Below are 25424 nucleotides of genomic sequence, written 5' to 3' on the forward strand. Positions count from 1 at the left end.
CCCCCCACGTGCGGGGGTGGGCGGGGGGGGGGACTGGGGGGGTCTGGGGTCCACCGTCCGTGCGGGGGGGCGGGGGGGGGGGGGCCCGGCGGCCCCCGCGCCTCCCGTCCGTCAGGTGATGACGTCCCGCGGGACGTGACGACTACTGCTCGAAGGTCGCCTTGAGCTCGATGTCGACGCCGGTGAGCGCCTTCGAGACGGGGCAGGTCGCCTTGGCCTCGTCGGCGGCCTTGAGGAAGGCGGCCTCGTCGATGCCGGAGACCTCGCCGTTCACGGTGAGGACGATGCCGGTGAGCTTGAACCCGCCCGCGCTGTCCGGGCCGAGCGAGACGTCCGCCTTGACGTCGAGGGCCTCGACCGTGCCGCCGGCCTCGCCCAGGATCGCCGAGAACTGCATCGCGTAGCAGGCGGAGTGCGCCGCTGCGATGAGCTCCTCGGGGCTCGTGGTGCCACCGGCCTCGTCCGCGGCGCGCTTCGGGAAGGAGACGTCGTAGGTGCCGACCTTCGAGCTCGACAGCTCGACCTGGCCGGAACCGTCGTTGAGGCCGCCGTGCCAGGCGGTGCGTGCGGTGCGCGTGGGCATACCCGCTCCTTTCGTTGGGGGGCGGCACCGATCGGGGCCGCGACTCAGAGTCAATCGGAGAACGCTCGTTCTCGCAACGGGCTCTCGGGGAAGACCCAGGACTGCCCTACGATCGGGCGCATGGGGGACAGTGAGCTGCGACGAGTGCTGCTCGACCAGGGGCCGGTCGACGTCTCGTTGCGTCCGGAGCTCGCCTGGGCGCGCGTCTGGACGCAGGGATGGCGGTTCCACGGGCGGGCGAGCCGGTCCGAGTACTGGTGGGTCCTGGCCCTCGAGGCCCCCGTGGCGCTCGGCGTGTGGTGGCTCCTGCAGCGCGCCGGCCTCGCGTCGCACTGGACGCTGTCGGCTGATCCGTTCGGGATCGTGCCCGTGCCGCAGGTCACCTTCCGACTGTTCACCGGGAGGGGCTCGTGGTGGGGGATCGGTGCCGGTCGCGACGTCACGCCGACGGGGTGGGACCTCGCGGTGCTGGCCGGCCTCGCGCTGACGTTCGTGCCGCGGTGGTCGCTGCTCGTCCGGCGCCTGCACGACCGCGACCACAGCGGCCTCTGGGTGTTCTTCATGGTGGTGTTCGGGCCGCTCGGCGCGATCGTGGTCGCGGTGATGGTGCTGCGGTCCGCTCGACCCCGGGGTGCGCGGTTCGACCGGGGGTTGTTCGCCGGGCGACGGGAGCCGGTTGCGCCTCCTGGGCCGCGGCGCGGGGACGGCTCCGACTCTGGACGGCAACAGATGTCGTCCTGAGCGACAGGCGTAGTGTGGATACCGTCGAAGGAGGACACCCATGCACGCCGTCGTGTTCGAGCAGTACCAGACGTTCCCCGTCCTGACCGAGGTCGAGAAGCCCGTACCGGGCCCGGGGGAGGTGCTGCTCAAGGTCGCCGGTGCCGGGGCGTGCCACTCCGACGTCGCCGTCTACCGCGAGTTCCAGGAAGGGCAGCCGGGCGCCCAGGCCCCGGGCTTCGTCCTCGGACACGAGAACTCCGGCTGGGTCGAGGCCGTCGGCGACGGGGTCACCGGCTTCACCGAGGGCGACGCGTACCTCGTCTACGGGCCGGTCGGCTGCGGGCACTGCTCGTACTGCTCGAAGGGGCAGGACACCTACTGCGAGAACGCCGCGACGAACCCGTACGCGGCGATCGGCCTCGGGCGGGACGGCGGCATGGCCGAGTACGTCACCGTCCCGGCCCGCAACCTCGTACCGCTCGGCGACGCCGACCCGATCGCCGCGGCACCGCTCAGCGACGCGGCCCTGACGCCGTACCACGCGATCAAGGCGTCGCTGCCGAACCTGGCGGGCGGCGGGAGGTTCGCGCTCGTCGTCGGACTCGGCGGCCTCGGGCAGATCGCCGTGCAGATCCTGACGGCGCTCACCGGCGCCACGGTCATCGCGACGGACACGAAGCAGGACGCGATGGACCGGGCCGCAGCGCGCGGCGCGCTCACCGTGCCCGCCGGTCCGGACCAGGCCGCGGCGATCCGCGAGCTGACCGGCGGCAAGGGCGTCGATGCCGCGTTCGACTTCGTGGGCGCAGGCCCGACGATCGCGACGGCGAAGGCCTCGATGGCGATCGGCGGTCGGCTGACGGTCGTCGGGATCGCCGGTGGGACCGTCGAGTGGAACTTCTTCTCGACGCCGTACGAGTCGACGATCACGAACACCTACTGGGGCACGATCGAGGACCTGCACGAGGTCGTCGCGATGTACCGCGCGGGGCAGATCGAGCCCGACGTCGAGCGGTACGCGCTGCGTGACGCGCTCGAGGCGTACCGGAAGCTCGAGGCCGGCGAGTTGTCGGGGCGCGCGGTGGTCGTCCCGACGCTGTAGCGGCGACGGCGCGACGGCGCGAGGCTCGGCTGGGCGGACAGTTTCGCGGCTACTGGGCCGCGAAACTGTCCGCGGGCGCGAGCCTCGGCCGCGCCGGCGGGCCGCGCACGCGTGGGGGCGGGCAGCACGTTAGACGGTGGGACCGGTCGACCGCAGGGCGTCGGCCTGCTCCGGGGACGAGCGCGCGGCGTAGCCGATGCGGCTCTCCCGCACGTGCCACGCCATCCGCTCGGCGGCCTCGTCGACGTCGCCCGCGTCGATCGCGGCGAGGATGCGCCGGTGGTCGGGCCACAGCCGCTTGCCGCGCGAGGACGTGTCGAGCGCGTAGAGCCACTCGATCTTCCGCGAGAGCTGGCGGAGCAGGGTCGCGAGTGTCGTGCTGCCGGAGAGCTCGGCGACGAGCAGGTGGAAGCGTTCGTTGAGGTCGACGAGCTGGTCGAGCTCGTCGCGTGCCACGGCGGCGTCGCCCGCGTCGAGGACCTCGCCGAGCTCCCGGCGGACGCGCCACCAGTCCGCGGGCGGGGCAGCGGCGTCGAACAGCGTCCGCGCTCGGGCGGCGGCGCGCCGGGCGGTGGCGGTCTCGAGCGCCTCCCGGACGGCGAACAGGTCGTCGGCCTCGTCGAAGGGGATGTCCGCGATGCGGGAGCCGACGTTCGGGCGCGAGACCACGAAGCCCTCGCCCTCCAGCCCGCGCAGCGCCTCACGCACCGGCACCCGGGACACCCCGTAGCGCTCCGCGAGGAACACCTCGGTGACCCGGGTGCCGGGCTGCAGCTCGCCGGTCACGATGTCGTGGCGGATGGCGTCGATGACGCTCGTCCCGTTCAGCACGGTGCCGATCGTGCCACACCGAGCGAGCCGGGCGTCGGGCGACCCGTCACACCGCCGCCTCGGCCAGGCTCCGGCCCGGGATGGCGTCGAGCAGGTCCCGCGTGTACTGCTGCTGCGGGGCGTCGAACACCGCCGCGACCGTCCCCCGCTCGACGACCTCGCCGCGTCGCATGACCACGACGTCGTCGGCGATCCGGCGGACCACCCCGAGGTCGTGCGTGATGAACAGGTAGCTCAGCCCGAGCCGGTCCTGCAGTTCCTCGAGCAGGGCGAGGATCTGCTCCTGCACCAGGACGTCCAGCGCCGAGACCGCCTCGTCGAGGATGATCAGCTCCGGCTCGAGGGCCAACGCGCGGGCGATCGCGACGCGCTGCCGCTGCCCGCCGGACAGCTCGTTCGGCCGGAGCTGCGCGACCTCACGGGGCAGGGCGACCTGTTCGAGCAGCGTGCAGACCCGCTCCGTCCGTGACGCCCGGTCCCCGATGCCGAAGACCCGCAGGGGTTCGTCGATGATCCGCTCGATCGTGGAGGTCGGGTCGAGCGAGCCGTACGGGTCCTGGAACACGGGCTGCACCCGGCGTCGGATCTCCCGCCGCTCGGCGCCGCGCGCGGTCCCGATCGACTTCCCGTCCACGAGGGCGGTCCCCGAGGTCGGCGTCTCGAGTCCGAGCACGATCCGCGCGACCGTCGTCTTGCCGGAGCCGGACTCGCCGACCACCGCGGTGGTCGTGCCCCGACGGACCGCGAAGGACACCCCGTCCGCGGCGCGGAGCGTCCCCGCACCGCGTCCACGGAGCCGGTACTCCTTCACCAGGTCCGACACGACGAGGATCGGCTCGCCGGCCGCGACGGGCTCCGGTGCGACCCCGGACAGCGCGGGCGCCGCCGCGATGAGCCGCTTCGTGTACTCGTGCTGCGGATCGCGGAGGATCGCCGCCGGCGCGCCCTGCTCGACGATCTCGCCGTCGAGCATCACGACCACGCGGTCGGTCCGGTCCGCCGCGACCCCGAGGTCGTGCGTCACGAACAGCAGCGTCGTGCCGTGCTGGTCGACCAGGGTCTGCAGGTGGTCGAGGATCTGCCGCTGCACCGTCACGTCGAGCGCGCTGGTCGGCTCGTCCGCGATGAGCAGCTCGGGCTGGCGTGCCAACGCCACCGCGATGAGGATGCGCTGCCGCATGCCGCCGGAGAACTCGTGCGGGTACTGGTCGGCCCGCCGCGCCGCCTCGGGGATGCCGGCCTCGGTCATCAACTCGACGACCCGCTGGCGGACGGCCGAGCGCCCGCGGAGTCCTCCCGCCCGCAGCGCGTCCGCGATCTGCGCGCCGACCCGCATCGACGGGTTGAGGTTCGTCGACGGGTCCTGCGGCACCAGGCCGATGCGTCCGCCCCGGACCCGGCGCATCAGTGCCTCGTCGGCGTGGGCGAGGTCGTCGTCGCCGAGCCGGATCTCGCCGCCCGTGATGCGCCCCGCCCCCGGCAGCAGCCGGAGCAGCGCGGCGATGAGCGTCGACTTGCCGGATCCCGACTGCCCGACGATCGCGACGCGCTCGCCGCGGCGGACGTCGAGGTCGACGCCGTGCAGGACCTCGCGCTCGCCGAACGCCACCCGAAGGTCACGGACGGAGAGCAGGGGGTGGGCTCCGGTGTCGACCGGGAGGCCCGTGGTGCGTCCGGTGGTGGTGTCACGGTCGTGGGTGGCCCGGTCCGGCATGGTCCGGTCCTCAGCGTCCTGCGGCATAGCCCTGTGCTCCTCGCGGGTTGGCGGCGGCGCCCAGGACGCCGGTGTCGGGGTCGCGCGTGACGCACGACAGGCGGCCGAGCGACCAGTCGCCGGCGCGGGTGACGACGTGGCCGAGCTCCTCGAGTCCGGCGATGACGTCGTCACCGAGACGGTCCTCGACGACCAGGCCGCCGGGGGTCCAGGTGCGGGGCCAGAACGACCCCGGGAACGACGTCGTGTGCAGCGCGGGGGCGTCGATGGCCTGCTGGGGCGACCACCCGCCGACGATCGTGCGGAGCAGGAAGAGCAGCTGCCACTGGTCCTGCTGGTCGCCGCCGGGGGAGCCCATCGCCACCACCGGTTCGCCGTCCTTGAGCACGAGGGTCGGCGTCAGCGTCGTCCGGGGCCGTGCGCCCGGGGTGAGCGTCGACGCGGTGCCCTCCTCGAGCCAGGTCATCTGCATGCGGGTGCCGAGGCAGAACCCGAGCTCGGGGATGGTCGGGGACGACTGCAGCCACCCACCGGAGGGCGTCGCACTGACGATGTTGCCCCAGCGGTCGACGACGTCGATGTGGCACGTGTCGCCGCGGGTCTCACCCGTCTCCATGACGATCGGTTCGCCGCGGTCCTCGTGCACGGTGTCGTCCTCGGCGGGGACGGCCACGGCGTCGGGCGAGGGCGCGTCCCCGCGGGCTCCCGGTACGGTCGGCTCGCCGACGCCCGCGATCGGCTCGCCGCCCGGCGTGTAGGTCACGCGGAGCGGGGGCAGCGCGCCGCCGGGCACCGAGACCGTGCCCGGGCGCAGTTCGTGCGAGGCGCGGTCGCCGATCAGCGCCCGCCGCTCGTCGGAGTACGCGTCCGAGAGCAGTTCGTCCATCGGGACGTCACCGTCGCCGTAGTACGCCTCGCGATCGGCGAGCGCGAGCTTCTGCGCCTCGGCGATCGTGTGGGCACCGAGCACGGTCGACGGGTCGAGTCGCTCGTCGTCGAGCGGGTCGAGCAGGCGGAGGGTCTGCAGGAGCGCCGGACCCTGGCCCCACGGCCCCGTCTTGGCGATCGTGTGCCCGCGGAACTCGGCGGTGGTCGCCGGCTCGGTCGTCGCCCGGAACGCCGCCATGTCCGACGCCCGGATCACGCCGGCGTGGTCGGTCCCCGACGCGTGCCGGTGCGGGGTGCGCACGAAGGCGTCGATCGCCTGCGCGACGGAGCCCTCGGCCCACTCGGTCCGGGCGGCCTCGATGCGGGCGACGCGCGCGTCGGCCGCCGCGTCACGGGCCCCGTCGACACCGGCACCCGCCTGCACGAGCCGTTCCAGGACCGAGGCGTAGGGCTCGTTGCGCACCATCGTCCCGGGGACCGGCGCCGAGCCTCCCGGCAGCCACCGGTCGGCGGAGGACGGCCAGTGGTCCCGGAACAGGTCCTGCACCGTCGCGATCGTGGCGACCACCCGCGGTGCGACGGGGTGGCCGTCACGGGCGTACCCGATGGCGGGGGCGAGCACGTCGGCGAGCTCCCACGTGCCGTGCTCCGCCAGGAGCAGCAGCCACGCGTCCACGGCGCCGGGGACGGCGGCCGCCAGTGCACCCGCTCCCGGGACCAGGTCGAGGCCCTCGGCGCGGAAGTGTTCCGGCGTCGCGCCCGCGGGGGCGGGCCCCTGGCCCACCAGGACGGTCGGGTCCTTGTCCGCAGCGGTGGCGTAGACGGCGGTCACGTCGCCGCCCGGGCCGTTGAGGTGCGGTTCGACGACGTGCAGGACGAAGGCGCCGGCGACGGCGGCGTCGAAGGCGTTGCCGCCGCGCTCCAGGACCGACTGCGCCGTCGCGGTCGCGATCCAGTGCGTCGACGCGACCATGCCGAAGGTGCCCTGCAGGTCGGGCCGGGTGGTCTCGGCCGGTGGCGTGGTGAAGGCGGGGTTGGTGGTGGTGCTCATGGTGCTGGTGCTCCTCAGCGGTCCGAGGCGGTGGGGTCGAGGGCGTCGCGCAGGGCGTCCCCGAACAGGTTGAAGCCGAGGCAGATGACGGCGATCGCGACCCCCGGCACGACGGCGGCCCACGGCGCCTGGCCGAGGTACTGCTGCGCGTCCGAGAGCATGATGCCGAGGCTCGGCGTGGGCGGCTGGATGCCGAGCCCGAGGAAGGACAGCAGTGCCTCGCCGATCACCGCGACCGGCATGATCACGGTGGCCTGCACGATGATCGCCGAGACGCAGTTCGGCAGGACGTGCTGCGCGATGATGCGCGCGCCGCCGGCGTCCAGCGTCCTCGCGCTCGTCACGAAGTCGGCGCTCGTGATCCGCAGGGTCTCACCGCGGACGATGCGGATCATCGCCGGCACGTGCGAGATGCCGATCGCGATCACGGCGTTCGACAGGCTCGGCCCGCTGATCGCCGCGAGCCCGACCGCGATGATGAGGAACGGGAACGCGAGGGCGACGTCGGTCAGGCGGGAGATGATCGCGTCGAGCCAGCGCCAGTACCCGGCGAGCAGACCGAGCGGGGTGCCGACCACGACGGCGAGCAGCACCGACAGCACGCCGACGACGAGCGAGACCTGGATCCCGTACAGCGTGCGGGACAGGATGTCGCGGCCGAGGTCGTCCGTGCCGAAGCCGAAGCCCACGGTGAACGGCACCTGGAACGGCAGGTCGAAGTGCGTCGCGGTGGGGTCGTGCGGTGCGACGAGCGGTGCGGCGACGCCGGCGAGCACGACGATCGCGAGCATGATGCCGCCGGTCATGCCGAGCCGGTTCGTCCGGACCTGCTTCCAGACGCGGCCACGGCTCGAGCCGAGGTCGAAGGGTGCGGTGATGGTGGTCATGCGGTTCCTCCGACGCGGATCTTCGGGTTGATGACGGAGTACAGGACGTCCACGGCGAAGTTGATGAGGACGTAGCCGAGGGTGATCACGAGCACGACGGCCTGGATCACCGGGTAGTCACGGGTGAACACGGCGTCGAGCGTGAGCTTGCCGAAGCCGGGCAGCGCGAAGATGCGCTCCGTGACGACCGCACCCGAGATGAGGCCGCCGAGCTGCAGGCCGACGATCGTCACGACGACGATCATCGAGTTCCGCAGGCCGTACCGGAACAGCACCCGCGGACGGCTCAGGCCCTTCGCCCGGGCGGTCCGGACGAAGTCGGTCTTCATCGTCTCGATCATCGACGCCCGGGTCTGCCGCATGATCACGGCGGCGAGCGAGGTGCCGAGGATGAGGGCGGGCAGTGTGAGGTGGTGCAGGGCACTCAGCGGATCACGGGTCATCGGGACGTAGCCCGAGGCCGGGAACCAGCCGAGGCCCGCCGCGAGCCAGACGATCGCGAGGATGCCGAGCCAGAAGTTCGGCACGCTCAGGCCGACGAGCGCCGCGGCGTTCGCCATCCACTCGGGCCAGTGCCCGCGGTAGCGCTCCGCGAGGGTGCCGAGGGCGACGCCCACGACGACCGCGACGACGATCGCGTACAGCGCGAGCCACAGCGTGACCGGCAGGGTCGAGCCGAGCAGCTCGGTGACGGGCGTGCCCGTCCGGGTGGACTGGCCGAAGTCGCCCTGCAGTGCGTTGGCCACGAAGCGCCAGTACTGCACGAGCAGCGAGTCGTCGAGCCCGAGGTCGGCACGGACGGCCGCCAGGCGTTCGGGGCTCGCCTCCTCGCCCGCCAGCGCCAGCGCCGGGTCGCCCGGCAGCTGCCGGACCCCGAAGAACACCACGATCGAGGCGAGGACGAGCGTGAGCGCCGCCTGCCAGAGTCGGGTCACGACGTACCGGATCACTTGCTGCCGCCTTCCACGAACGCCGCCTGGCTGAGTCGGACCACACCGTCGGCGTAGGTGGAGACCCCGGCGACGTCCGTGCTGACGCCGGTGATGCTCCGGGTCCGGTAGAGGTAGATGATCGGGTCGTCCTGCTGGACCTTCGTGACCAGCTGGCCGTACAGGTCGGCGCGCTCCTGCTGGTCGGTGGCCTGCGCCGCGCGGGCGATCAGGTCGTCGACCTCGGGGTCGCTGTACCCGGGGTAGTTGTTGCCGCCGCCGGTGCCGAGGAACGAGCCGATGTTGCCGTGCGGGTCGACGCGGCCCGACCAGCCGAGCTGCAGCGCCTGGAAGTCGCCGCGGGTCTGGTCGTCGAGCAGCGTCGTGTACTCGACCGGGGTGATCGTGATCGCGAAGCCGCCGGCACGGGCCTGCGCCTGCAGTGCCTGGGCGAACCGGACGGTGTCGGGGGTGTTCGTCACCTCCATCTCGATCGGGAACGGCTGCTCGACGCCGGCCTCCTCGAGCAGCTCCTTCGCGCGCTCGGGGTCGTACGACGGGCAGGCCTTGCTCGCGTCGGTCGCGAAGGCGCTCGTGTCCGGGATCGGGGAGCACGCGACGTCCGCCCAGCCGCGGAACACGCTCTGCACGAGCTCGGCGCGGTTGATCGACATCGACAGGGCCTGCCGGACCTTCCGCTCGGTCGCGAGCGGGGTGTCGAGCGGCTTCGGATCGGTGCCGACACCGTCCTGGTTCGCCAGGTTGATCGTGATGCCCTGGTAGCCGAGCGAGCCGGTGCGCAGGACGTGCAGGTCCTTCCGGCGCATGAGCTCGTCGACGTCCTGCGTGGAGATCGTGTCGGCGACCTGGACGTCACCGGACTTCAGGTTCTGCGCGCGGATGCTCGCGTCCGTGATGATCCGGTACGTGATCCGGTCGAAGTGGGCGCTCGCCGGGTCGTGGTACTGCGGGTCGCGCTCGACCGTGATCGAGGTCTGCGGCACGCGCTCGACGAACTTGTACGGGCCGATGCAGACCGGGTGGTCGCCGAACCCGTCGCCCTCCTGCTCCAGCGCGGTCGGCGACATCACCATCCCGGCGCGGTCGGCGAGCGCCGCGGTGATCGGCGCGAACGGGGTCGCGTAGCGGATGCGCACGGTGTGGTCGTCCACGGCGTCGATGCTCGACACCGGACCCATCTCGCTCTTGCGGCTCGAGTCGTCCTTCGTCAGGTTCCGTTCGAGGGTCGTCACGACGGCGTCGGCGTCGAGGGGTGTCCCGTCGGCGAACCGGTAGCCGGTGTGGACCGGGAACGTCACGGTCTTCCCGCCGTCGGACACCGTCGGGAGCTCGGTCGCGAGCATCGGGACGACCGTGCCCTCGGCGTCGATGTCGTACAGCTTCTGGCACATCGTCTCCATGACGTACCGGGTGTACAGCGACGACGAGGTGGTCGGGTCGAGCCGGTCCGGTTCGGCGGAGAGCGCCATGACGAGGTCACCGCCCTCGCGGACCTGCTGGTCGCCGATCGCGACGGTGGTGACGGTGCCGGCGGTCGCGCCGCCGGCCTTCGAGCGTTGGACGGGGACGCACGCGGTGAGGGCGAGCGAGGCGGCCAGGGCGACGGCGGGCACGGCGAGGAGGGTCCGGCGGCGTCGAGCGGGGGTCTGGGACATCGTGATCCTGGAGCTGCGGTGTGCGTGGCGCCTCTTGTGGAGTCGCGCTCAGGAGTGCGGTGATTGCATACAATCACGTTTGATGAGTCGGTTTTGTACACGATCTGTTTCCATCGTGTAACACCTGCACCGTCTGCCCCGCCCTGCGTGCCCCCGGAACTGGGGAGAAGCCGATCGGGGCTGTGGGGTTGTCCAGGGCGCGCGGCCGGGTGACCATCGTTCGTCGGCGTGTACAGGGCGCGTCGACGAACGGGCCCGCCAGTGCGTGGCTCGCCGTCCGGACCGCTCCACCCGCGGTCCCCGCTCAGGGGAACCATGCTCACCACCACCCAGGCGCGCTCCCGCCGCCACCCCGTCCGCGCGCGGCTCGCAGCAGCAGCCGTCGCACTCGTCACCGTCGCCGCCGGTCTCGTCGGCGTCGCAGCCCCCGCGTCCGCCGCGACCGTCGTCTGGAAGGGCACTGCGCCTGCCGGCACGACGCTCTGGCCGGGCGACTCGATCACCTCCGACAACGGGCAGTTCCAGCTCGTCATGCAGGGCGACGGCAACCTCGTCGAGTACGGCATCGGCCGCCGGGTCATCTGGTCGTCGAACACCTCCGGCAAGCCGGGCGCCTCGGCGCAGATCCGTGCGAACGGCACCCTCGCGATCTGGGCGGCGAACGGCCGCGCGGCGCTCTGGGGCGGCCCCGGGCACGTCGGCAAGAACTTCGGCATCCGCGGCGACGGCAGCATGCGCTTCCTCACCACCAAGGGCGTCAACTCGGTCGAGTTCAAGAACTTCCAGGACCGGGTGCCGGCGGGCTCCGTCCTGCTGCCCGGCACGCTGCTGAAGTCCGACGCCAGCGGCACGAAGAGCCTGTCGATGCGGGCCGACGGCGTGCTCGCGCAGGTCGTCGACGGCAAGACGGTCTGGGCGACGAAGACCGGCGGGAACCCCGGCGCCTACGCGGCCGTGCAGACCGACGGCAACTTCGTCGTCTACACGAAGGCGAACAAGCCCCTCTGGGCGAGCCACACCACCAAGGGCGGCCCGGGCCAGCTGCTCGTGCAGGTCGACGGCAACGTCGTGCTCTACGGCAAGAGCGACACCCGCGTGTGGTCGAGCCGTCCGGTGACCGGGCTGTCGTGGCCCGTCGTCGGCACGCGGATCTCCGGCAAGTACGGCGACGACCGCGGCGCCGGGCACGTCCCGCGCTACCACCAGGGCACCGACGCGCCCGTGGCGATCGGTACGCCGGTCTACGGCTCGGGGACCGGGACGGTCACGACCGTCGCGCCGAACAACGCCTCGTACGGCAACTACGTCGTGGTGACCTACGGCATGACCTCGGTGCTCACCGCCCACCTCAGCGCGATCTCCGTGAAGAAGGGGCAGATCGTCAACGTCCGCACGCTCATCGGCAAGTCGGGCAACACCGGGCAGTCGACCGGCCCGCACGTGCACGTCGAGGTGCGGCAGGGCAGCAAGCTGGTCGACCCGATGACGGTGCTGAAGTTCCGGTGAGCTGAGCGGCAGCCCCGACTCCTCTGCCGTACCGACAGTGCTCCGCCTCCTGCAGGCGGAGCACTGTCGCGTTCGAGCACCCTCGCGCGACTAGCCTGGTCGGGATGGTCGATCGACGTGGGCACGCGGACGCCGAGACGGTGCTCGCCGCGTTCGCCCGCACCACGGGGGACGTCGCCGGCGCACGCCGCGTGGCCCGGCAGTTCGTCGACCTGGACGAGGGCGAGCGCTCCGCACTGCTCTGGAGCGACGACCCCGGCGCCCGGCTGGTCGCGGTCGTGCTGCTCGTGCAGGCGATGCGCGCGCATCCCGACCCCGAGCTGACCGACGAGTACCTCGCCGCGGCGAAGGCCGAGCGGTTCGAGGACCCGGTGCTCGTCGACCTGGCCGCCGAGGAGCTCGTCGGCGCTCCGCTCGTCGGCGGGTCCACCGGTCCGCTCTTCGCGCTCGCGAAGTCCGACGTCGCCGTGGTCCGACGGATCGCGGTCGTCGCGACCCTGGCGTTCGCGAAGCAGGGCGACGCCGAGGTGCCGCTGGCCATCGCCGGCCGACTCGTGCGGGAGCGGAGCGACACCGTGCAGTCCGCCCTCGGCTGGGTCCTGCGCGAGACGGGGAAGCGGGCGTCCGAGCCGGCGCTGGTCGCGTTCCTCGAGCGCAACGGACGCTTCCTGACCGCAGCCGCTCGGGCCACGGCCACCGAGCACCTGCCCCCGGCGGAGCGCGACCGGCTCCGCGCCTGACGCCGGCCTGGAGGCACGCCTCGCCTCCATCCCACCGGTCCCGTCCCCCTGACGCCGGCCTGGAGGCACGCCTCGCCTCCATCCCACCGGTCCCGTCCCCCCCCCCCCCCGACGACGGCCTGGAGGCTCGCCCCGCCTCCGCCCCGCCGGTCCCGACGGTGCCGTCTCCGCAGCCGACCCTGGTGACTGACTGTGCAGTCCGTCTTGCCGACCGCATGGTCGGTTAGGTTGAGCGGCATGCACCAGACCACCACCGTGCCGACCCACCGCGCGACCACCCGCGAGTGGGCCTCCCTCGGCGTCCTCACCCTCGCCGTCGTGCTCCTCGCCATCGACGGCACGGTCCTCGCCCTCGCCGTCCCGGCCCTCACCGCCGACCTCGCGCCGACCGCCACGCAGGTGCTCTGGATCGGCGACGTCTACTCGTTCGCGCTCGCGGGCCTGCTCGTCACGATGGGCAACGTCGCCGACCGCATCGGCCGGAAGCGCCTGCTGCTCATCGGCTCCGTGGCGTTCGGGCTCGCCTCCGCCGGAGCCGCGTTCGCCCCGAGTCCCGAGGTGCTCATCGCCGCTCGGGCCCTGCTCGGCATCGCGGGCGCCACCCTGATGCCGTCGACGCTGTCGCTCGTCCGCGCGGTCTTCCGCGACCCCCGGCAGCGCACCCGGGCCATCGCGATCTGGTCGGCGGGTGCGACCGGTGGTGCCGCTGCCGGACCGCTCGTCGGCGGTGCGTTGCTCGAGCACTTCTGGTGGGGTTCGGTCTTCCTCATCAACATCCCCGTGATCGCCGTCATCGTCGTCGCCGGTGCGGTCCTGCTGCCCGAGTCGAAGGGCGGCGCGCGAACGCCGATCGACCTGCTGTCCGCGGTGCTCTCGGTCCTGACGATCGTCCCCGTGGTCTACGCCGTGAAGCACCTCGTCGGGCACGGCGCGGACTGGACGGTGCCGGTCGCCGCGCTGCTCGGCATCGGCGCCGGGTGGTGGTTCGTGCAGCGGCAGCGGCACCTGGCGACGCCGCTCATCGACCTGCAGCTGTTCCGCATCCCGGCCTTCGCGGGGGCCGTGGTCGCGAACTCCCTGTCGGTGTTCGCGCTGACCGGGCTGCTGTTCTTCTTCTCGCAGTACCTGCAGCTCGTGCGCGGTTTCACACCGCTGTTGGCCGGCGCCGCGGAGCTCCCGGCCACGGTCGCGTCGATCGCGGTGATCGCCGTGATCGGACTGCTCACCCGGCACGTCGGACCCGGGCGGTCGATCGGCCTCGGGCTCGCCGTCGCGGCGGTGGGCATGGCCGGGCTGGCATCGACCGAGGGGCTGCCGACCTACGTCGGGGTCGCGATCGCCCTCGCCGTGGTCGGACTCGGGGTCGGCGTGTCGATGACGCTCGCCACGGACGCGGTGGTCGCCGCGGCGCCCCGGGAACGCGCCGGTGCTGCGAGTGCGATCTCGGAGACCGGGTACGAGCTCGGCGTCGCGATGGGCATCGCGGTGCTCGGGTCGCTGCAGACCGCGTTCTACCGGAACGCCCTCGACGACGGCGCACCGGACCGCGTGCGGGAGTCGCTCGCGAGCGCCGCGCAGGTCCTCGACCCGTCGTCACCGGTGCTCGCCCAGGCGCGCGAGGCCTTCACCGGCGGGATGCAGCTCGCCTCGGTCTGCGCCGCGGTCCTGCTCGCCGTCGCGTCCGTGGTGGCCCTCCGGGTGATCCCGAACCGGCAGGATGGACCGCGTGAGCACTGACGGCACCCGTGACCGCGAACGCACCCGCTCGGCCGTGCTCGAGGCGGCGGAACGACTCCTCGGCGAGCGCGGCACGCGGGTCAGCGTCGCCGAGGTGGCCGAGGCCGCCGGCGTCTCGAAGAGCGGGCTGCTGCACCACTTCCCGTCGAAGGACGCCCTGCTGGTGGCGGTCGCCGAGCACGGTCTGCAGGCGTTCGTCGACGAGGTGATGGGCCACGTCGACCTCGCCGAGAACCGTCCGGGCAAGGTGCTCCGTGCCTACGTCCGGACGCTCTGCGGCGGCAGCGAGCGCGCGATGGCGGTCTTCTCACCGAACGCACTCTGGTCGGGGCTCATGTCGGTGCCGGGGATCGAGCCGATCGTCGCCGCGGACGCCGAGCACTGGCGCGCGCTGTTCGCCCGCGACGGGCTGCCCGAGGACCGCTCGCTCGTGGTGCGGCACGCCGCCGAGGGGCTCGCCGCCGCCTCGGCGCTCCCGCCCTACCTCGACGCGCGCGAGCTGGCGGTCGCACGCGACGCGCTCCTCGCCCTGGCCGAGCCCTCCTGACCCCCCGCGAGACGCAACGGGAGCGACTACTCGCAGCGGTACTGCGCTGCGAGGTGTCGCCTCGGTTGCGTTTTGCGGCACGGGGACGGGGACGGGGCGGGTCAGCGCGAGAAGACGTCGTCGAGGGTGTACGTCGTCAGGTGGCGCTGCTCGAGCAGGGCGTGCAGCCGGGGGAGCGCACCGATCGTGCCCGGGAAGTTCGCGTGACCGATCACGATGTGCGCGGGCTGGAACCACTGCTCGGCGAACCCGACGACCTGGTCCGCGGTGATGTCCCCGGAGTCGGCCAGGGTGCCGTACCAGAGCAGCGGCGTCGTGTAGCCGACGGCCGCCGCCGCACGGTCGACCCGGGCGTCGTGGTAGCCGAACGGCGGCCGGAAGTACGGGCGTGCATCGACGCCGAACGTCCGCTCGATGAACTCGTGGTTCCGCATCAGCTCGTCCTGGATCGCCTGGTCGCCGAGCTTCGTCAGGGCGGGGTGGTCCCACGTGTGGTTCCCGAGCTGCACCTGCCCGGACGCGACCAGCGGCCCCAGGAGCTCGGCGTGCTCGGTCCACGAGGGACGCGCACCGTTGACGAAGAACGTCAGCCGCGTGCCGGCCCCGGCGGCGAACCGCGCGTAGGCGGCGACGACGTCGGACGAGGCACCGTCGTCGACCGTCCACGCGATGCCCGGCGTCCCCTCGGGCAGCCCGGTCACGGTCCCGAGCGGCAGCGGCGACCGGGTGAGCGCAGGCCGCGACGGCGTCGGCGTCGGTGTGAGCGTCCGCGTCGGACTCGGTGAGGGGGTGACGGAGCGCGAGGGCACCGGTGTGGCGGAGTCGTGCGGTGCGCCGGCACCAGGCGTGCACGCCGCGAGGAGCCCGGCGGCCAGGGTGCCGGTGGCGCCGGCGAGGAGTGTCCGACGGGTGGTGCTGTGGTCCATCGCTCCCAGGCTGGCGGGAACGGGGTGGCCAGCGCATCGGCGGCCGGACGGACCCCGGGTGGCCGATCGGCCAGGTCCCGCCCGACGAGCGCGGCCGACGCGCGCCACCGGCGCGCGCGACCGCGTGCGCCACCGGTGCGCGCGGGGGACGGGGCTGGGAACGCACCACGGGGCGGGCGCGTAGCGAGGGGTGGACGTGAGCCGTGCCTCCCGGCCGGCCCGAAGCGACCACGAGAGGAACGCGACGTGCGCGCACTGACCTGGCAGGGCACCGAGAAGGTGTCCGTCGAGACCGTCCCCGACCCGACCATCCAGGAGCCGACCGACGCGATCGTGCGGATCACCTCCACGGCGATCTGCGGCTCCGACCTGCACCTGTACCGGGTCCTCGGCCCGTACATCGACAAGGGCGACGTCCTCGGGCACGAGCCGATGGGCATCGTCGAGGAGGTCGGCTCCGCCGTCACCGACCTCAAGGTCGGCGACCGCGTCGTCGTCCCGTTCAACATCTCGTGCGGACACTGCTGGATGTGCCAGCACGGCTTCCAGTCGCAGTGCGAGACCACGCAGGTCAAGGAGTACGGCACCGGCGCGAGCTTGTTCGGGTACACGAAGATGTACGGCCAGGTCCCCGGCGGCCAGGCTGAGTACCTCCGTGTGCCGCACGCCGACTACGGGCCCATCAAGGTGCCGGACACGGGCGCGGACGACCAGTGGCTGTTCATGAGCGACATCATCCCGACCGCCTGGCAGGCCGTGCAGTACGCCGAGGTCCCCGAGGGTGGCACGCTCGCGGTGTTCGGCCTCGGCCCGGTCGGGCAGTTCGCCGCCCGCATCGGCAAGCACCTCGGCTACCGGGTGCTCGCCGTCGACCCGGAGCAGGTCCGCCGCGACCTCGGTGCGAAGCACGGCATCGAGGTGTTCGACCTCGACGACGACATGGTGGCGAAGCTGGTCGACCTGACCGACGGGCGCGGCCCGGACGGCGTCGTCGACGCGGTCGGCATGGAGGCGCACGGCAACCCCGTCGCCGGGTTCGCCCAGCGCGCCGCCGGCCTGCTGCCCGACAAGCTCGCGCAGAAGGCGATCGAGACCGCCGGTGTCGACCGGCTCGCGGCCGTCCACGCGGCGATCGACCTCGTCCGCCGCGGCGGCACGGTCTCGCTGTCCGGTGTCTACGGCGGCATGGCCGACCCGATGCCGATGATGACCCTGTTCGACAAGCAGATCACGATCCGCGAGGGACAGTGCAACGTCCGCCGTTGGGTCGACGACCTGATGCCGCTGGTGTCGGACCCCTCGGACCCGCTCGGCACGCTCGACCTGACCACGCACCGGGTGTCGCTCGAGGACGCCCCGCACATGTACTCGGTCTTCCAGAAGAAGGAGGACGGCTGCATCAAGGTCGTGCTCGACCCCGCCATGGCCGCCGCCTGATGCGCGTCGTCGTGGTGGGCGCCACCGGCAACGTCGGGACCGCCGTGCTGCGGCGGCTCGCCGCGGCGCGACTGACCGGTGACGGCCGGGCCGGTGACGAGGGCGGCCTGCAGGTCGTCGGCGTCGCCCGGCGCCTGCCCGACGCACGCGTCGCGCCGTACGACGTGGCCGTGTGGCACACGGTCGACGTCGGCGGTCCACGGTCCGTCGACGAACTGACCGCTGTGTTCACCGGCGCGGACGCGGTGGTGCACCTGGCGTGGGCGCTCCAACCCACGCACGACATCCCCGCGCAGCACCGGACGAACGTCACCGGCACGGCGAACGTCCTCGCGGCCGTCGCCCGCGCCGGTGTCGGGCAGGTCGTGGTCTCGTCGTCCGTCGGCGCCTACCGCGGTGTCGACGTCGACGGGAAGCGGACCCCGGTGGACGAGTCGTTCCCGGCGACGGGGATCCAGACGGCGACCTACTCGATCCACAAGGCCGAGAACGAGGCCGCGATGGACCGGTTCGAGCGGGACCACCCCGACGTCGTCGTCACGCGGCTCCGGCCCGGGCTGGTGTTCCAGCGCGGGGTGGCCGCCGAACTCCGTGGGCTCTTCCTCGGGCACCTCGTGCCGATGTCGATCGTGCGGTGGGTCCGTTGGGCGGTCCTGCCGCTGCCGTTGCCGTTCGTGTTCCAGGCCGTGCACGCCGACGACCTGGCGGACGCGTTCTGGCGGGCCGTCGACCGACGTGCGGCTGGCGCGTTCAACATCGCCGCGGCCCCGGTGCTCACGCCGCCGCGGATGGCGCGGGCGTTCGGGATGCTCGGGGCGGTGCGGGTGCCGTTCCGGGTCCTGCGCGGGATCGTCACGCTCACCTGGCGGCTCCGGCTCCAGCCGACCGACGCCGGGTGGGTCGACATCGCCGCGGGCGTGCCGATCATGCGGACCGACCGGGCGCGGAGCGAGCTCGGGTGGGTGCCGCAGCACACCGCGGACGAGGCCCTGCGGGAGCTCGTGGGCGGGTTCGCCGACGGCGCGAACGTCGAGGCATCGGGGCCGCTGCGCGGCTGACGCGCGCTCGCGGAGCCGAGCGGGTCCGGGCGTACCTGGTGGTTCCGGGCGTACCCGGTGGTTCCGGGCGTACCTGGTGGATCGGTCCGACCAGGTACGCCCGGAAGCGCCTGCCATCGCAGCTGTTCTGGGAAGGAGCGGGCGCGCTACGATCCACCCCAGGGCGCGTCCGGTGCCCGGCGGGGGAGGGGCACCATGGCGATCGACGGCTTCGGCTTCGACGAGATGAACAACCCGGAGATCCCGGGCGCGGACGTCTTCGGCGTCCTGTTCGGGATCGTCGTGTTCCTGATGGTGATCGGCGTCGCGACGATGATCATCGTCGCGGTCTACCGGGCGAAGCGCATGAGCGACCGCGGCCAGAACCCCCTGACGATGCAGGAGGACATCGCGTACCAGGCGATGCAGAGCCAGACGCTCGCGCCGACGAAGACGCTCGAGCAGCGGCTCGCGGAACTCGACGACCTGCACCGCCGCGGCGTGATCAGTGACGACGAGCACCGGACCGCACGGGCCGAGGCACTGCGCGCGTAGCCTGGGTCGGTGCTGCCGCCGGACCCGCTGTCACCCACGGCCGTGCTGCCGACCGACCTGCTCGGGGAGTGGCTCCTCCGCCGCTCCGTCGTCGATCGGCTCGCCGGTGTCACGGGCGACGTCACGGGCACGACCACGCTGACGCTGGTCGCTCCGGACGAGGTCCGGTGGGACGAGATCGGCACGATGCGGCTCGGCGACCGCGAGACACCCGTGTCCCGGCGGCTGTCCGTGCGTCGCGGACCCGACGGCCGCTGGACCGTGCACTTCGCGGACGGCCGGGTGTTCCACGACTGGGTCTGGGGCACCCCCGTCGAGCACGCGTGCGCGCCGGACGACTACACGGGCGTGCTCGCCGGCGACGTCGAGCGCTGGACGGTGCGGTGGGAGGCCAGGGGCCCCGCGAAGGACTACCGGCTCGACAGCGTCCTCGAGCGCCACCGGCCCGTCAGCGTCCTCGGACGTCGGGGCACCGCGGCAGACTGAGCGCATGGCACGAGCAACCGGTACCGACAGCCCGCGGATCCCCACCGTCGCCCCTCGCGACCTCGAGGACTGGGTGCCCGCACCGGGTGACGTCCTGACCGGGGACCGCATCGAGGGCAAGCGCGTCGACGTGCTCGACCTGTCGGGGGAGCGCCTGCCCGACCTCGAGCTCGAGGAGTGCGTCGTCGGGACGCTCCGGGCGGACGGGACGGACCTGCGCGGCCTCCGCGTCCGGGACTCGGTGGTCGAGACGCTCGACGCCCCGGTGTTCCGGGCCTCCAGCAGCGCCTGGCGCGAGGTCCGGGTCGCAGGCGGCCGCGTGGGCTCGGCCGAGTTGTACGACGCGACGCTGAACGGCGTCGAGTTCGTCGGCATGAAGCTCGGCTTCGTCAACCTGCGCGGCTCGACGCTCACCGACGTGGTGTTCCGGGACTGTGTCGTGGACGAGATCGACGTCGCCGACGCCCGGCTGCTCCGCGTGGCCTTCCCCGGCACGCGGATCCGGTCCGCCGAGGGGACGAACACCCGCGTCGACCACGTGGACCTGCGCGAGGCCGACCTGGACCGGGTGGAGCGGCTCGAGGGCTTCCGAGGAGCGACCATCGGCGCCGACCAGCTCTTCGCCCTCGCGCCGCTCCTGGCAGCCCAGGCCGGCTACCGCGTGGACTGACCGGCGGGCTACCGCGTGGGTCGACCGGCGGGCTCGGCCGCGGTGGCCACGACGTCCACCGCCGCCGCGATGTCGGCCTGCACGAGGTCGCCGTGCACCGCGGCTCCCGCCTGCGTCCCCGCTGCGGCCGATGCGATCACCGTGGCCATCGGTGACGTCACGTTCCCCGCCGCGTACACCCCGCGCACCTCCGTCTGCCCCACGGCGTCGACGGTCAGCGCGCCGCCGAAGCGGAAGCCGTCCACCACGAAGTCCTCGGCCCGGAGCCCGAGCCCCTCGAGGAACCCGACCCGTGGCTCTGCCGTGCTCGACGCTGCCAGCGCGTCGAGCGGCACGACCTCCCCCGAGCCGAGCTGGACACCGCTCAGCGTGCCGCCGGTGGACAGCACCCGGACCACCCGACCCTCGACCAGCCCGATCCCGCGCGCACTGAAACCGGCGAGAGCGATGTCGTCGAGGAGCGCCGGATCGCTCGCGAACACCGTCACCCGGTCGCTCAGGGCGCGGAACATCTGCGCGTGGTGCGCGCCGTTCGGTGTCGTCACGAGCACGCCGATGCGCTGGTCGCGGACCTCCCACCCGTGGCAGAACGGGCAGTGCACGACGCCACGCCCCCACTGCTCGGCGAGCCCCGGGACGTCGGGCAGCACGTCGACGGCGCCGGAGGCGACGACGAGCCGCCGGCAGGTGACCACGGCGCCGGAGTCGGTGGTGACCGAGAAGCCGACCGGGTCGACGCCGGTGCCGCTCGTGGCGGACGCGGCCACGACCCTCCCGGCTTCCACCTCGACGCCGTACGCGGCGACCTCGTCGCGGCCGATCCGCGCCAGTTCGGCGGGAGCGGTGCCCTCGCGGCCGAGGTAGTTGTGGGCGCCCGCGGCGGGGGCGTTCCGGGGCTCACCGGAGTCGACGACCAGCACGGAGCGTCGCGACCGCCCGAGGACGAGGGCGGCGGACAGGCCAGCGGCCGAGCCGCCGATGACGATGACGTCGTAGTGATCACGCATGTCGGCATCCTCTGCGGTGGGTGAGGCCGACAGCAACATGTATTGCCAGTATGGCAACATGGCAGCCATGGTGCACAGCCGGGAGGAACGGATCACCCCGCCGACGACGGCGCAGGTCGTCGATGCGGTCGGCCCGCGTCTGCGGTCGCTGCGGGAGCGGCGTGACGTCACGCTGGCGGCGCTCGCCGCGGAGACCGGCATCTCGGTCTCGACGCTCTCGCGGCTCGAGTCGGGGCAGCGGCGTCCGACCCTCGAGCTGCTGCTGCCGCTCGCTCGCGCCTACCAGGTGCCCCTCGACGACCTGGTCGGGGCGCCGCAGACGGGCGACCCACGCGTGCACCTGAAGCCCGAGCGGCACGGCGGGCGCGTCGTGATCCCGCTGACGAAGCGAACCGGGGGTGTGCGGTCGTTCAAGCAGCTCATCCCGCCGGAGCCGGCGAACAGCGACCGGACGCTCCGGACACACGAGGGCTACGAGTGGCTCTACGTGCTGTCCGGTCGGTTGCGGCTGCTGCTCGGCGACCGGGACTTCGACCTCGGCCCGGGCGAGGTCGTCGAGTTCGACACCCACACGCCGCACTGGGTCGGCAACACGACGGACGAGGTGACCGAGGTGCTGTGCCTGTACGGTCCGCAGGGGGAGCGAGCGCACGTGCGGACACGGCCGGCGCGGGGTGACTGATCGACCGCGGTCAGGAGCGGTGTGACCAGTGCGCTCCGGTGCGGGCGCGGAGTGCGACGCGGAACCGCCGGGCCCACCGCCGTACCGGGTTCGCCCGCCGCCCGTTGACGCGGAAGGTGTGGAACGCCCGCCGGGTCCGTCGCACCACCGACGCGACGCCGGACAGTGGCCGTGCCGACACCTCGACGGTCAGTGCCACATCGGCCACGACCCGCCACGCCGGGTCGAGCTGCATCGACAGGTCGACGTCGTCGTGGACCTCGGGGTCGTCGCGGTGCGCACGTCCGCGGATCGCGGTCCACGTGTCCCGCCGCATCGCCGTCGCCGAGCCGAACAACGGCGGGCGTCCGAGTGCCGACCACATCAGCACGAAGTACGGCCCCATGTAGAGCAGGCTCCAGACCCGACGGACGACGGCGCCGCCGTCCCGCGGCCGCCCGGGACCCGTGACCGCCACCACACCGGGGCCGTCGAGCAGCCGGACCGCGTCGGCGATCCAGCCGGACGGGGGCACCGAGTCGGCATCCAACCGCACGATGACGTCGCCGGAGGCGTGGTCGTAACCGCGTGCCGAGGCCCGGGCGATGCCGCGCACAGGTTCGTGCAGGACGGTCGCTCCGGCCGCGCGCGCGACCGCGGCGCTGTCGTCCGTGCTCCCGTTGTCGACGACGAGGACCTCGTCCGCCGGCGTCGTCTGCACCGCCAGGGCGGCGAGGCACCGGGCCAGGTGGTCGGCGTCGTCGAGCACCGGGACGACGACGGAGACCGAGGGCACCCTGCCGATCCTGCCGGAGCCGCGCTGGACGGACGATCGATCCGCGCCCGACGGACGGGGCGGCTGCGCTCAACGGCGTTCCTGTGCCGCGTCGCAGCCACCGCCGCGCACGGTCGGTCCCACGCGACGGGTGCCGTACCCGTCGCGACCGATCCGGAAGGCCGACCATGACCACGAACCCACCCGGGAACGACTCCGGGACGCCCATCCACGACCGCACCGCGGCATCCGAGGGTCACGAGGTGTACCCGGGCGTCACCGTGCCCTCGTTCGGCAGCGACACCGCCGCGCCTCGTGGCACCGACCGCGACTTCGACGACGTGCTCCGTCCCGAGGGCGACGTCCACCGCCCCGAGGGCTTCGACGACGTCGAGCCGCTCGACGCGCTGCCCGCCGACGAGCAGCTGCCAGCCACCCCGTCGCCCGCGGGTGCCTCGGCACCGCTGACCGACTCGACCACGACGAACACGGGCACGTCCTCGTCGACCGGCTTCGTCCCGCCCGTCGGCGGGACCACGAGCGCCGGCGCCGGCTCCAGCAGCAGCAGCGACGACGGCGGCAAGGCCGACGCCGCCAAGGGTGCGGCGTCGGACGTCGCCGGCGACGCGAAGGAGAAGGCCGCGAACGTGGCCGGCACCGCGAAGGAGCAGGCGTCCGCCGTCGCCTCCGAGGCGACCGAGCACGCCAAGCAGCTCTACTCGCAGGCATCCGACACCCTCAAGGAGCAGGCCGCCGGCCAGCAGGAGCGCGCGGCCGGAGGGCTCCGCACCCTGGGCGAGCAGCTCAGCCGCATGGCCGACAAGGACGACGAGCAGGGGCTCGCCGCGAAGGTCGTCCGTGACCTGTCGCAGCGCGCGGGTTCCGCTGCCGGGTACCTCGAGAACCGTGACCCGGGTTCGCTCCTCGACGAGGTCAAGTCCTTCGCCGCACGCAAGCCCGGGACCTTCATCGCGCTCGCCGCAGGTGCCGGGATCCTCGCCGGACGCCTGACCAAGGCGCTGGCGACCGAGGTGAAGCACGAGAAGGAGGCCGGCGACACGTCGACGGGCACGGGCACCGGGAGCGGCGTATGAGCCACTCGGTCCCCGGCGCGACGCCGTTGGGTGAGCCGACCCCCGAGGAACGCGCCGCAACGACCCCGCTCGGGGAACTGCTGTCCGACGTGTCGAAGGACCTGTCGTCGCTGTTCCGTCAGGAGGTCGCCCTCGCCAAGGCGGAGCTCACCGAGTCCGCGAAGAAGGCGGGCAAGGCCGGCGGCATGTTCGGCGGCGCAGGCCTCACCGCCCTGTTCGCCCTGCTGTTCCTCTCGATCGCCGCGTGGTGGGGTCTCGGGTACCTCATCGGCAACGCATGGTCCGCCGTCGTGATCGCGGTCGTCTACGCGATCGTCGCTGCGATCCTCGCCGTCCGTGGGCGCAAGGAGATCAAGGAGATCCAGGGCGCCCCGCAGACGGTCGAGACCGTCAAGGAAGTCCCCGAAGCACTCAAGCCGAACACCGGGAGGAAGCCATGAGCACCCCAGAAGAGATCCGTGCCGACATCGAGCGCACCCGCGGCACACTCGGGTCCGACGTCGACGCACTCGCCGACAAGGTCAACCCGTCGTCGATCGCACACCGTCAGACCGAGAAGGTCAAGGGCCGGTTCCAGGACGTCCGCGAATCGGTGATGGGTGCTGCGGGCAGCGCTCGCGACTCCGTGATGGGTTCGGCGCGCTCCGCCGGTTCGAGCGTCTCGGGCTCGGCATCGGGTGCGACGGACCAGGCGAAGAACGTCGCGCACAAGGGCGTCGAGAAGGCGAAGGGCAACCCGCTCGCCGTCGGGCTCATCGCGTTCGGCGCCGGCTGGCTCGCATCGTCGCTGATCCCGACCTCCGACAAGGAGGAGCAGCTCGCCGGGGACCTCAAGGAGAAGGCGGCGCCCCTCGTCGAGGACGTCAAGTCCCAGGCGAAGGACGTCGGCTCGCAGCTCGGCGACGTGGCGAAGGAGCACGCGCAGGACCTCAAGGGGACCGCGCAGGACGCCGCCCAGACGGTGAAGGACGAGGCGCAGGGCGCCGCGTCCGACGTCCAGGACCATGCGAAGAGCGCGGCGGACGACGTGCGCAGCAACTGACGCACCGTCACCGGACGACGGACGGGAGGCCCGTGGCGACGCAGCCACGGGCCTCCCGTCCGTCTCCTGGTCACCTCGTGACTGAACGTGTCCTCAGCGCTCGGCGGCATGCCGCCCGCCACTGCGGGCGTTGACTGGTGTCGTGCAGCTGACGAAGTACAACCACGCCACGGTCGTCCTCGAACGGGACGGCGCCACCCTCGTGATCGATCCCGGCGCGTTCACCCCGGAGGCGGCCGACCTCGTCCGCTCCGCCACCGCCGTGCTCGTCACGCACGAGCATCCCGACCACCTCGACGTCGACGCCGTGCGTGCCGGACTCGAAGCCGATCCGTCGCTCGTCGTCCGCGGCCCCCGACCCGTCGTCGAGCAGCTCGGCGACCACGACGGCCGGGTCGTCGCGGTCGAGGCCGGGGACGCGTTCTCGGTCGGAGGGTTCGACGTCCGGGTCTTCGGCGAGCACCATGCCGTGATCCACCCGGACATCCCGGTGATCCCGAACGTCGGCTACCTCGTCGACGACACGGTGTTCCACCCGGGCGACGCCTACCTGGAGCCGGGCGTGCCGGTGCCGCTGCTCCTCGTACCGACCAGCGGCCCGTGGACGCACACGGCCGAGGCGGTCGACTACGTGCGGGCGGTGCAGCCGGAGCGCATCGTGCAGATCCACGAGGCGATGCTCAGTGACCTGGGGCAGCAGTCGACGGCGCGGTTCCTCGGCCCGGAGGTGCTCGGCTCGGTGCCGGTCACGATCCTGCCCGCTGGCGAGTCGATCACCGTCTGACCGCCTGGACGGGTACCGGTGGTCGGGGGAGCACGC

The 25424-nt window shown here is 72.9% G+C and carries 26 protein-coding genes; 16 read left to right on the forward strand and 10 right to left on the reverse strand.

Annotated elements, in window-relative coordinates; all coding sequences use genetic code 11:
• Positions 1-142: 142 nt before the first annotated feature.
• Positions 143-583 carry an OsmC family peroxiredoxin gene (locus QUG93_RS15540; protein WP_289475456.1) on the reverse strand — a complete coding sequence of 147 codons (441 nt, stop codon included), beginning with the start codon at positions 581-583 and terminating at the stop codon, positions 143-145.
• A gap of 120 nt (positions 584-703) precedes the next feature.
• Here QUG93_RS15540 and QUG93_RS15545 point away from each other — a divergent pair, with 120 nt between their 5' ends.
• Both QUG93_RS15545 and QUG93_RS15550 read left to right on the forward strand, forming a co-directional pair.
• On the forward strand, positions 704-1324 hold the full coding sequence (locus tag QUG93_RS15545; RefSeq protein ID WP_289475458.1) for a DUF805 domain-containing protein: 621 nt from the start codon (positions 704-706) through the stop codon (positions 1322-1324).
• 40 nt (positions 1325-1364) lie between these two features.
• Complete coding sequence (locus QUG93_RS15550) at positions 1365-2408, forward strand: NAD(P)-dependent alcohol dehydrogenase (protein WP_289475460.1); 1044 nt, start codon at positions 1365-1367, stop codon at positions 2406-2408.
• A 129-nt stretch (positions 2409-2537) separates the two neighbouring features.
• Here the strand turns inward: QUG93_RS15550 and QUG93_RS15555 are convergent, their stop codons facing one another.
• The 6 genes from QUG93_RS15555 to QUG93_RS15580 are packed head-to-tail and all read right to left on the reverse strand — an operon-like array spanning position 2538 to position 10384.
• Complete coding sequence (locus QUG93_RS15555; protein WP_289475461.1) at positions 2538-3239, reverse strand: GntR family transcriptional regulator; 702 nt, start codon at positions 3237-3239, stop codon at positions 2538-2540.
• Positions 3240-3285: 46 nt separating this feature from the next.
• Positions 3286-4980 carry a dipeptide ABC transporter ATP-binding protein gene (locus QUG93_RS15560; RefSeq protein ID WP_289475463.1) on the reverse strand — a complete coding sequence of 565 codons (1695 nt, stop codon included), beginning with the start codon at positions 4978-4980 and terminating at the stop codon, positions 3286-3288.
• On the reverse strand, positions 4964-6892 hold the full coding sequence (locus QUG93_RS15565; RefSeq protein WP_289475465.1) for a gamma-glutamyltransferase family protein: 1929 nt from the start codon (positions 6890-6892) through the stop codon (positions 4964-4966). Before QUG93_RS15565 ends, QUG93_RS15560 begins: the two co-directional genes overlap by 17 nt.
• 14 nt (positions 6893-6906) lie before the next feature.
• Entirely contained in the window at positions 6907-7779 is an 873-nt protein-coding gene (locus QUG93_RS15570) for an ABC transporter permease (protein WP_289475467.1), read from the reverse strand.
• Positions 7776-8729, reverse strand: coding sequence for an ABC transporter permease (locus QUG93_RS15575; protein WP_289475469.1), 954 nt, complete (start codon positions 8727-8729; stop codon positions 7776-7778). Before QUG93_RS15575 ends, QUG93_RS15570 begins: the two co-directional genes overlap by 4 nt.
• Entirely contained in the window at positions 8726-10384 is a 1659-nt protein-coding gene (locus tag QUG93_RS15580; RefSeq protein ID WP_289475470.1) for an ABC transporter substrate-binding protein, read from the reverse strand. Before QUG93_RS15580 ends, QUG93_RS15575 begins: the two co-directional genes overlap by 4 nt.
• 315 nt (positions 10385-10699) lie before the next feature.
• Here QUG93_RS15580 and QUG93_RS15585 point away from each other — a divergent pair, with 315 nt between their 5' ends.
• The 4 genes from QUG93_RS15585 to QUG93_RS15600 all read left to right on the forward strand — a co-directional run bounded on the left by QUG93_RS15585 (position 10700) and on the right by QUG93_RS15600 (position 14914).
• Positions 10700-11890: a peptidoglycan DD-metalloendopeptidase family protein gene (locus QUG93_RS15585; RefSeq protein WP_289475472.1), complete on the forward strand. Its 1191-nt coding sequence runs from the start codon at positions 10700-10702 to the stop codon at positions 11888-11890.
• A 104-nt stretch (positions 11891-11994) separates the two neighbouring features.
• Positions 11995-12630 carry a DNA alkylation repair protein gene (locus tag QUG93_RS15590; protein ID WP_289475474.1) on the forward strand — a complete coding sequence of 212 codons (636 nt, stop codon included), beginning with the start codon at positions 11995-11997 and terminating at the stop codon, positions 12628-12630.
• 237 nt (positions 12631-12867) lie between these two features.
• The gene (locus QUG93_RS15595; RefSeq protein ID WP_289475476.1) at positions 12868-14367 is read left to right on the forward strand and encodes an MFS transporter; all 1500 of its coding nucleotides are present in this window, start codon (positions 12868-12870) and stop codon (positions 14365-14367) included.
• Complete coding sequence (locus QUG93_RS15600; protein WP_289475478.1) at positions 14357-14914, forward strand: TetR/AcrR family transcriptional regulator; 558 nt, start codon at positions 14357-14359, stop codon at positions 14912-14914. The genes QUG93_RS15595 and QUG93_RS15600 overlap by 11 nt, the downstream gene beginning before the upstream one ends.
• 101 nt (positions 14915-15015) lie before the next feature.
• Here QUG93_RS15600 and QUG93_RS15605 read toward each other — a convergent pair whose 3' ends face one another.
• Positions 15016-15840, reverse strand: a complete 825-nt coding sequence (locus tag QUG93_RS15605) for a polysaccharide deacetylase family protein (protein ID WP_289475480.1) — start codon at positions 15838-15840, stop codon at positions 15016-15018.
• Between the two features lie 246 nt (positions 15841-16086).
• Between QUG93_RS15605 and QUG93_RS15610 the strand changes: the two genes are divergently transcribed.
• The 5 genes from QUG93_RS15610 to QUG93_RS15630 all read left to right on the forward strand — a co-directional run bounded on the left by QUG93_RS15610 (position 16087) and on the right by QUG93_RS15630 (position 20025).
• Positions 16087-17277: a zinc-dependent alcohol dehydrogenase gene (locus tag QUG93_RS15610; protein ID WP_289475482.1), complete on the forward strand. Its 1191-nt coding sequence runs from the start codon at positions 16087-16089 to the stop codon at positions 17275-17277.
• Positions 17277-18335, forward strand: a complete 1059-nt coding sequence (locus QUG93_RS15615) for an NAD-dependent epimerase/dehydratase family protein (RefSeq protein WP_289475484.1) — start codon at positions 17277-17279, stop codon at positions 18333-18335. Before QUG93_RS15610 ends, QUG93_RS15615 begins: the two co-directional genes overlap by 1 nt.
• Positions 18336-18530: 195 nt before the next feature.
• A complete protein-coding gene (locus QUG93_RS15620; protein WP_289475487.1) occupies positions 18531-18869 on the forward strand; it encodes an SHOCT domain-containing protein in 339 nt (112 codons plus the stop codon).
• A 9-nt stretch (positions 18870-18878) separates the two neighbouring features.
• On the forward strand, positions 18879-19355 hold the full coding sequence (locus QUG93_RS15625) for a DUF6314 family protein (protein WP_289475488.1): 477 nt from the start codon (positions 18879-18881) through the stop codon (positions 19353-19355).
• Between the two features lie 4 nt (positions 19356-19359).
• The gene (locus QUG93_RS15630; RefSeq protein ID WP_289475493.1) at positions 19360-20025 is read left to right on the forward strand and encodes a pentapeptide repeat-containing protein; all 666 of its coding nucleotides are present in this window, start codon (positions 19360-19362) and stop codon (positions 20023-20025) included.
• 8 nt (positions 20026-20033) lie between these two features.
• Here the strand turns inward: QUG93_RS15630 and QUG93_RS15635 are convergent, their stop codons facing one another.
• Positions 20034-21032: an NAD(P)/FAD-dependent oxidoreductase gene (locus QUG93_RS15635; protein ID WP_289475495.1), complete on the reverse strand. Its 999-nt coding sequence runs from the start codon at positions 21030-21032 to the stop codon at positions 20034-20036.
• 58 nt (positions 21033-21090) lie between these two features.
• Between QUG93_RS15635 and QUG93_RS15640 the strand changes: the two genes are divergently transcribed.
• Positions 21091-21714 carry a helix-turn-helix domain-containing protein gene (locus QUG93_RS15640; RefSeq protein ID WP_289475497.1) on the forward strand — a complete coding sequence of 208 codons (624 nt, stop codon included), beginning with the start codon at positions 21091-21093 and terminating at the stop codon, positions 21712-21714.
• Between the two features lie 10 nt (positions 21715-21724).
• Here QUG93_RS15640 and QUG93_RS15645 read toward each other — a convergent pair whose 3' ends face one another.
• Positions 21725-22489: a glycosyltransferase family 2 protein gene (locus QUG93_RS15645; protein ID WP_289475500.1), complete on the reverse strand. Its 765-nt coding sequence runs from the start codon at positions 22487-22489 to the stop codon at positions 21725-21727.
• 167 nt (positions 22490-22656) lie between these two features.
• Here QUG93_RS15645 and QUG93_RS15650 point away from each other — a divergent pair, with 167 nt between their 5' ends.
• From QUG93_RS15650 to QUG93_RS15665, 4 genes are all read left to right on the forward strand, one after another.
• Positions 22657-23562: a hypothetical protein gene (locus QUG93_RS15650; protein ID WP_289475503.1), complete on the forward strand. Its 906-nt coding sequence runs from the start codon at positions 22657-22659 to the stop codon at positions 23560-23562.
• Entirely contained in the window at positions 23559-24002 is a 444-nt protein-coding gene (locus tag QUG93_RS15655; RefSeq protein ID WP_289475505.1) for a phage holin family protein, read from the forward strand. The genes QUG93_RS15650 and QUG93_RS15655 overlap by 4 nt, the downstream gene beginning before the upstream one ends.
• The gene (locus QUG93_RS15660) at positions 23999-24604 is read left to right on the forward strand and encodes a DUF3618 domain-containing protein (protein ID WP_289475507.1); all 606 of its coding nucleotides are present in this window, start codon (positions 23999-24001) and stop codon (positions 24602-24604) included. The genes QUG93_RS15655 and QUG93_RS15660 overlap by 4 nt, the downstream gene beginning before the upstream one ends.
• Positions 24605-24746: 142 nt before the next feature.
• Positions 24747-25388: an MBL fold metallo-hydrolase gene (locus tag QUG93_RS15665; protein ID WP_289475509.1), complete on the forward strand. Its 642-nt coding sequence runs from the start codon at positions 24747-24749 to the stop codon at positions 25386-25388.
• Positions 25389-25424 lie beyond the last annotated feature (36 nt).

Source organism: Curtobacterium caseinilyticum, from assembly GCF_030363035.1.
Lineage (GTDB): Bacteria > Actinomycetota > Actinomycetes > Actinomycetales > Microbacteriaceae > Curtobacterium > Curtobacterium caseinilyticum.

Bases quoted from the DNA above. Each gene is read 5' to 3' on its own strand.
- QUG93_RS15565 (WP_289475465.1), bottom strand. From the start codon at position 6,892: ATGAGCACCACCACCAACCCCGCCTTCACCACGCCACCGGCCGAGACC.
- QUG93_RS15630 (WP_289475493.1), top strand. From the start codon at position 19,360: ATGGCACGAGCAACCGGTACCGACAGCCCGCGGATCCCCACCGTCGCC.
- QUG93_RS15620 (WP_289475487.1), top strand. From the start codon at position 18,531: ATGGCGATCGACGGCTTCGGCTTCGACGAGATGAACAACCCGGAGATC.
- QUG93_RS15590 (WP_289475474.1), top strand. From the start codon at position 11,995: ATGGTCGATCGACGTGGGCACGCGGACGCCGAGACGGTGCTCGCCGCG.
- QUG93_RS15580 (WP_289475470.1), bottom strand. From the start codon at position 10,384: ATGTCCCAGACCCCCGCTCGACGCCGCCGGACCCTCCTCGCCGTGCCC.
- QUG93_RS15640 (WP_289475497.1), top strand. From the start codon at position 21,091: ATGGCAGCCATGGTGCACAGCCGGGAGGAACGGATCACCCCGCCGACG.
- QUG93_RS15585 (WP_289475472.1), top strand. From the start codon at position 10,700: ATGCTCACCACCACCCAGGCGCGCTCCCGCCGCCACCCCGTCCGCGCG.
- QUG93_RS15550 (WP_289475460.1), top strand. From the start codon at position 1,365: ATGCACGCCGTCGTGTTCGAGCAGTACCAGACGTTCCCCGTCCTGACC.
- QUG93_RS15655 (WP_289475505.1), top strand. From the start codon at position 23,559: ATGAGCCACTCGGTCCCCGGCGCGACGCCGTTGGGTGAGCCGACCCCC.
- QUG93_RS15615 (WP_289475484.1), top strand. From the start codon at position 17,277: ATGCGCGTCGTCGTGGTGGGCGCCACCGGCAACGTCGGGACCGCCGTG.
- QUG93_RS15560 (WP_289475463.1), bottom strand. From the start codon at position 4,980: ATGCCGCAGGACGCTGAGGACCGGACCATGCCGGACCGGGCCACCCAC.
- QUG93_RS15660 (WP_289475507.1), top strand. From the start codon at position 23,999: ATGAGCACCCCAGAAGAGATCCGTGCCGACATCGAGCGCACCCGCGGC.
- QUG93_RS15595 (WP_289475476.1), top strand. From the start codon at position 12,868: ATGCACCAGACCACCACCGTGCCGACCCACCGCGCGACCACCCGCGAG.
- QUG93_RS15635 (WP_289475495.1), bottom strand. From the start codon at position 21,032: ATGCGTGATCACTACGACGTCATCGTCATCGGCGGCTCGGCCGCTGGC.
- QUG93_RS15540 (WP_289475456.1), bottom strand. From the start codon at position 583: ATGCCCACGCGCACCGCACGCACCGCCTGGCACGGCGGCCTCAACGAC.
- QUG93_RS15570 (WP_289475467.1), bottom strand. From the start codon at position 7,779: ATGACCACCATCACCGCACCCTTCGACCTCGGCTCGAGCCGTGGCCGC.
- QUG93_RS15545 (WP_289475458.1), top strand. From the start codon at position 704: ATGGGGGACAGTGAGCTGCGACGAGTGCTGCTCGACCAGGGGCCGGTC.
- QUG93_RS15605 (WP_289475480.1), bottom strand. From the start codon at position 15,840: ATGGACCACAGCACCACCCGTCGGACACTCCTCGCCGGCGCCACCGGC.
- QUG93_RS15650 (WP_289475503.1), top strand. From the start codon at position 22,657: ATGACCACGAACCCACCCGGGAACGACTCCGGGACGCCCATCCACGAC.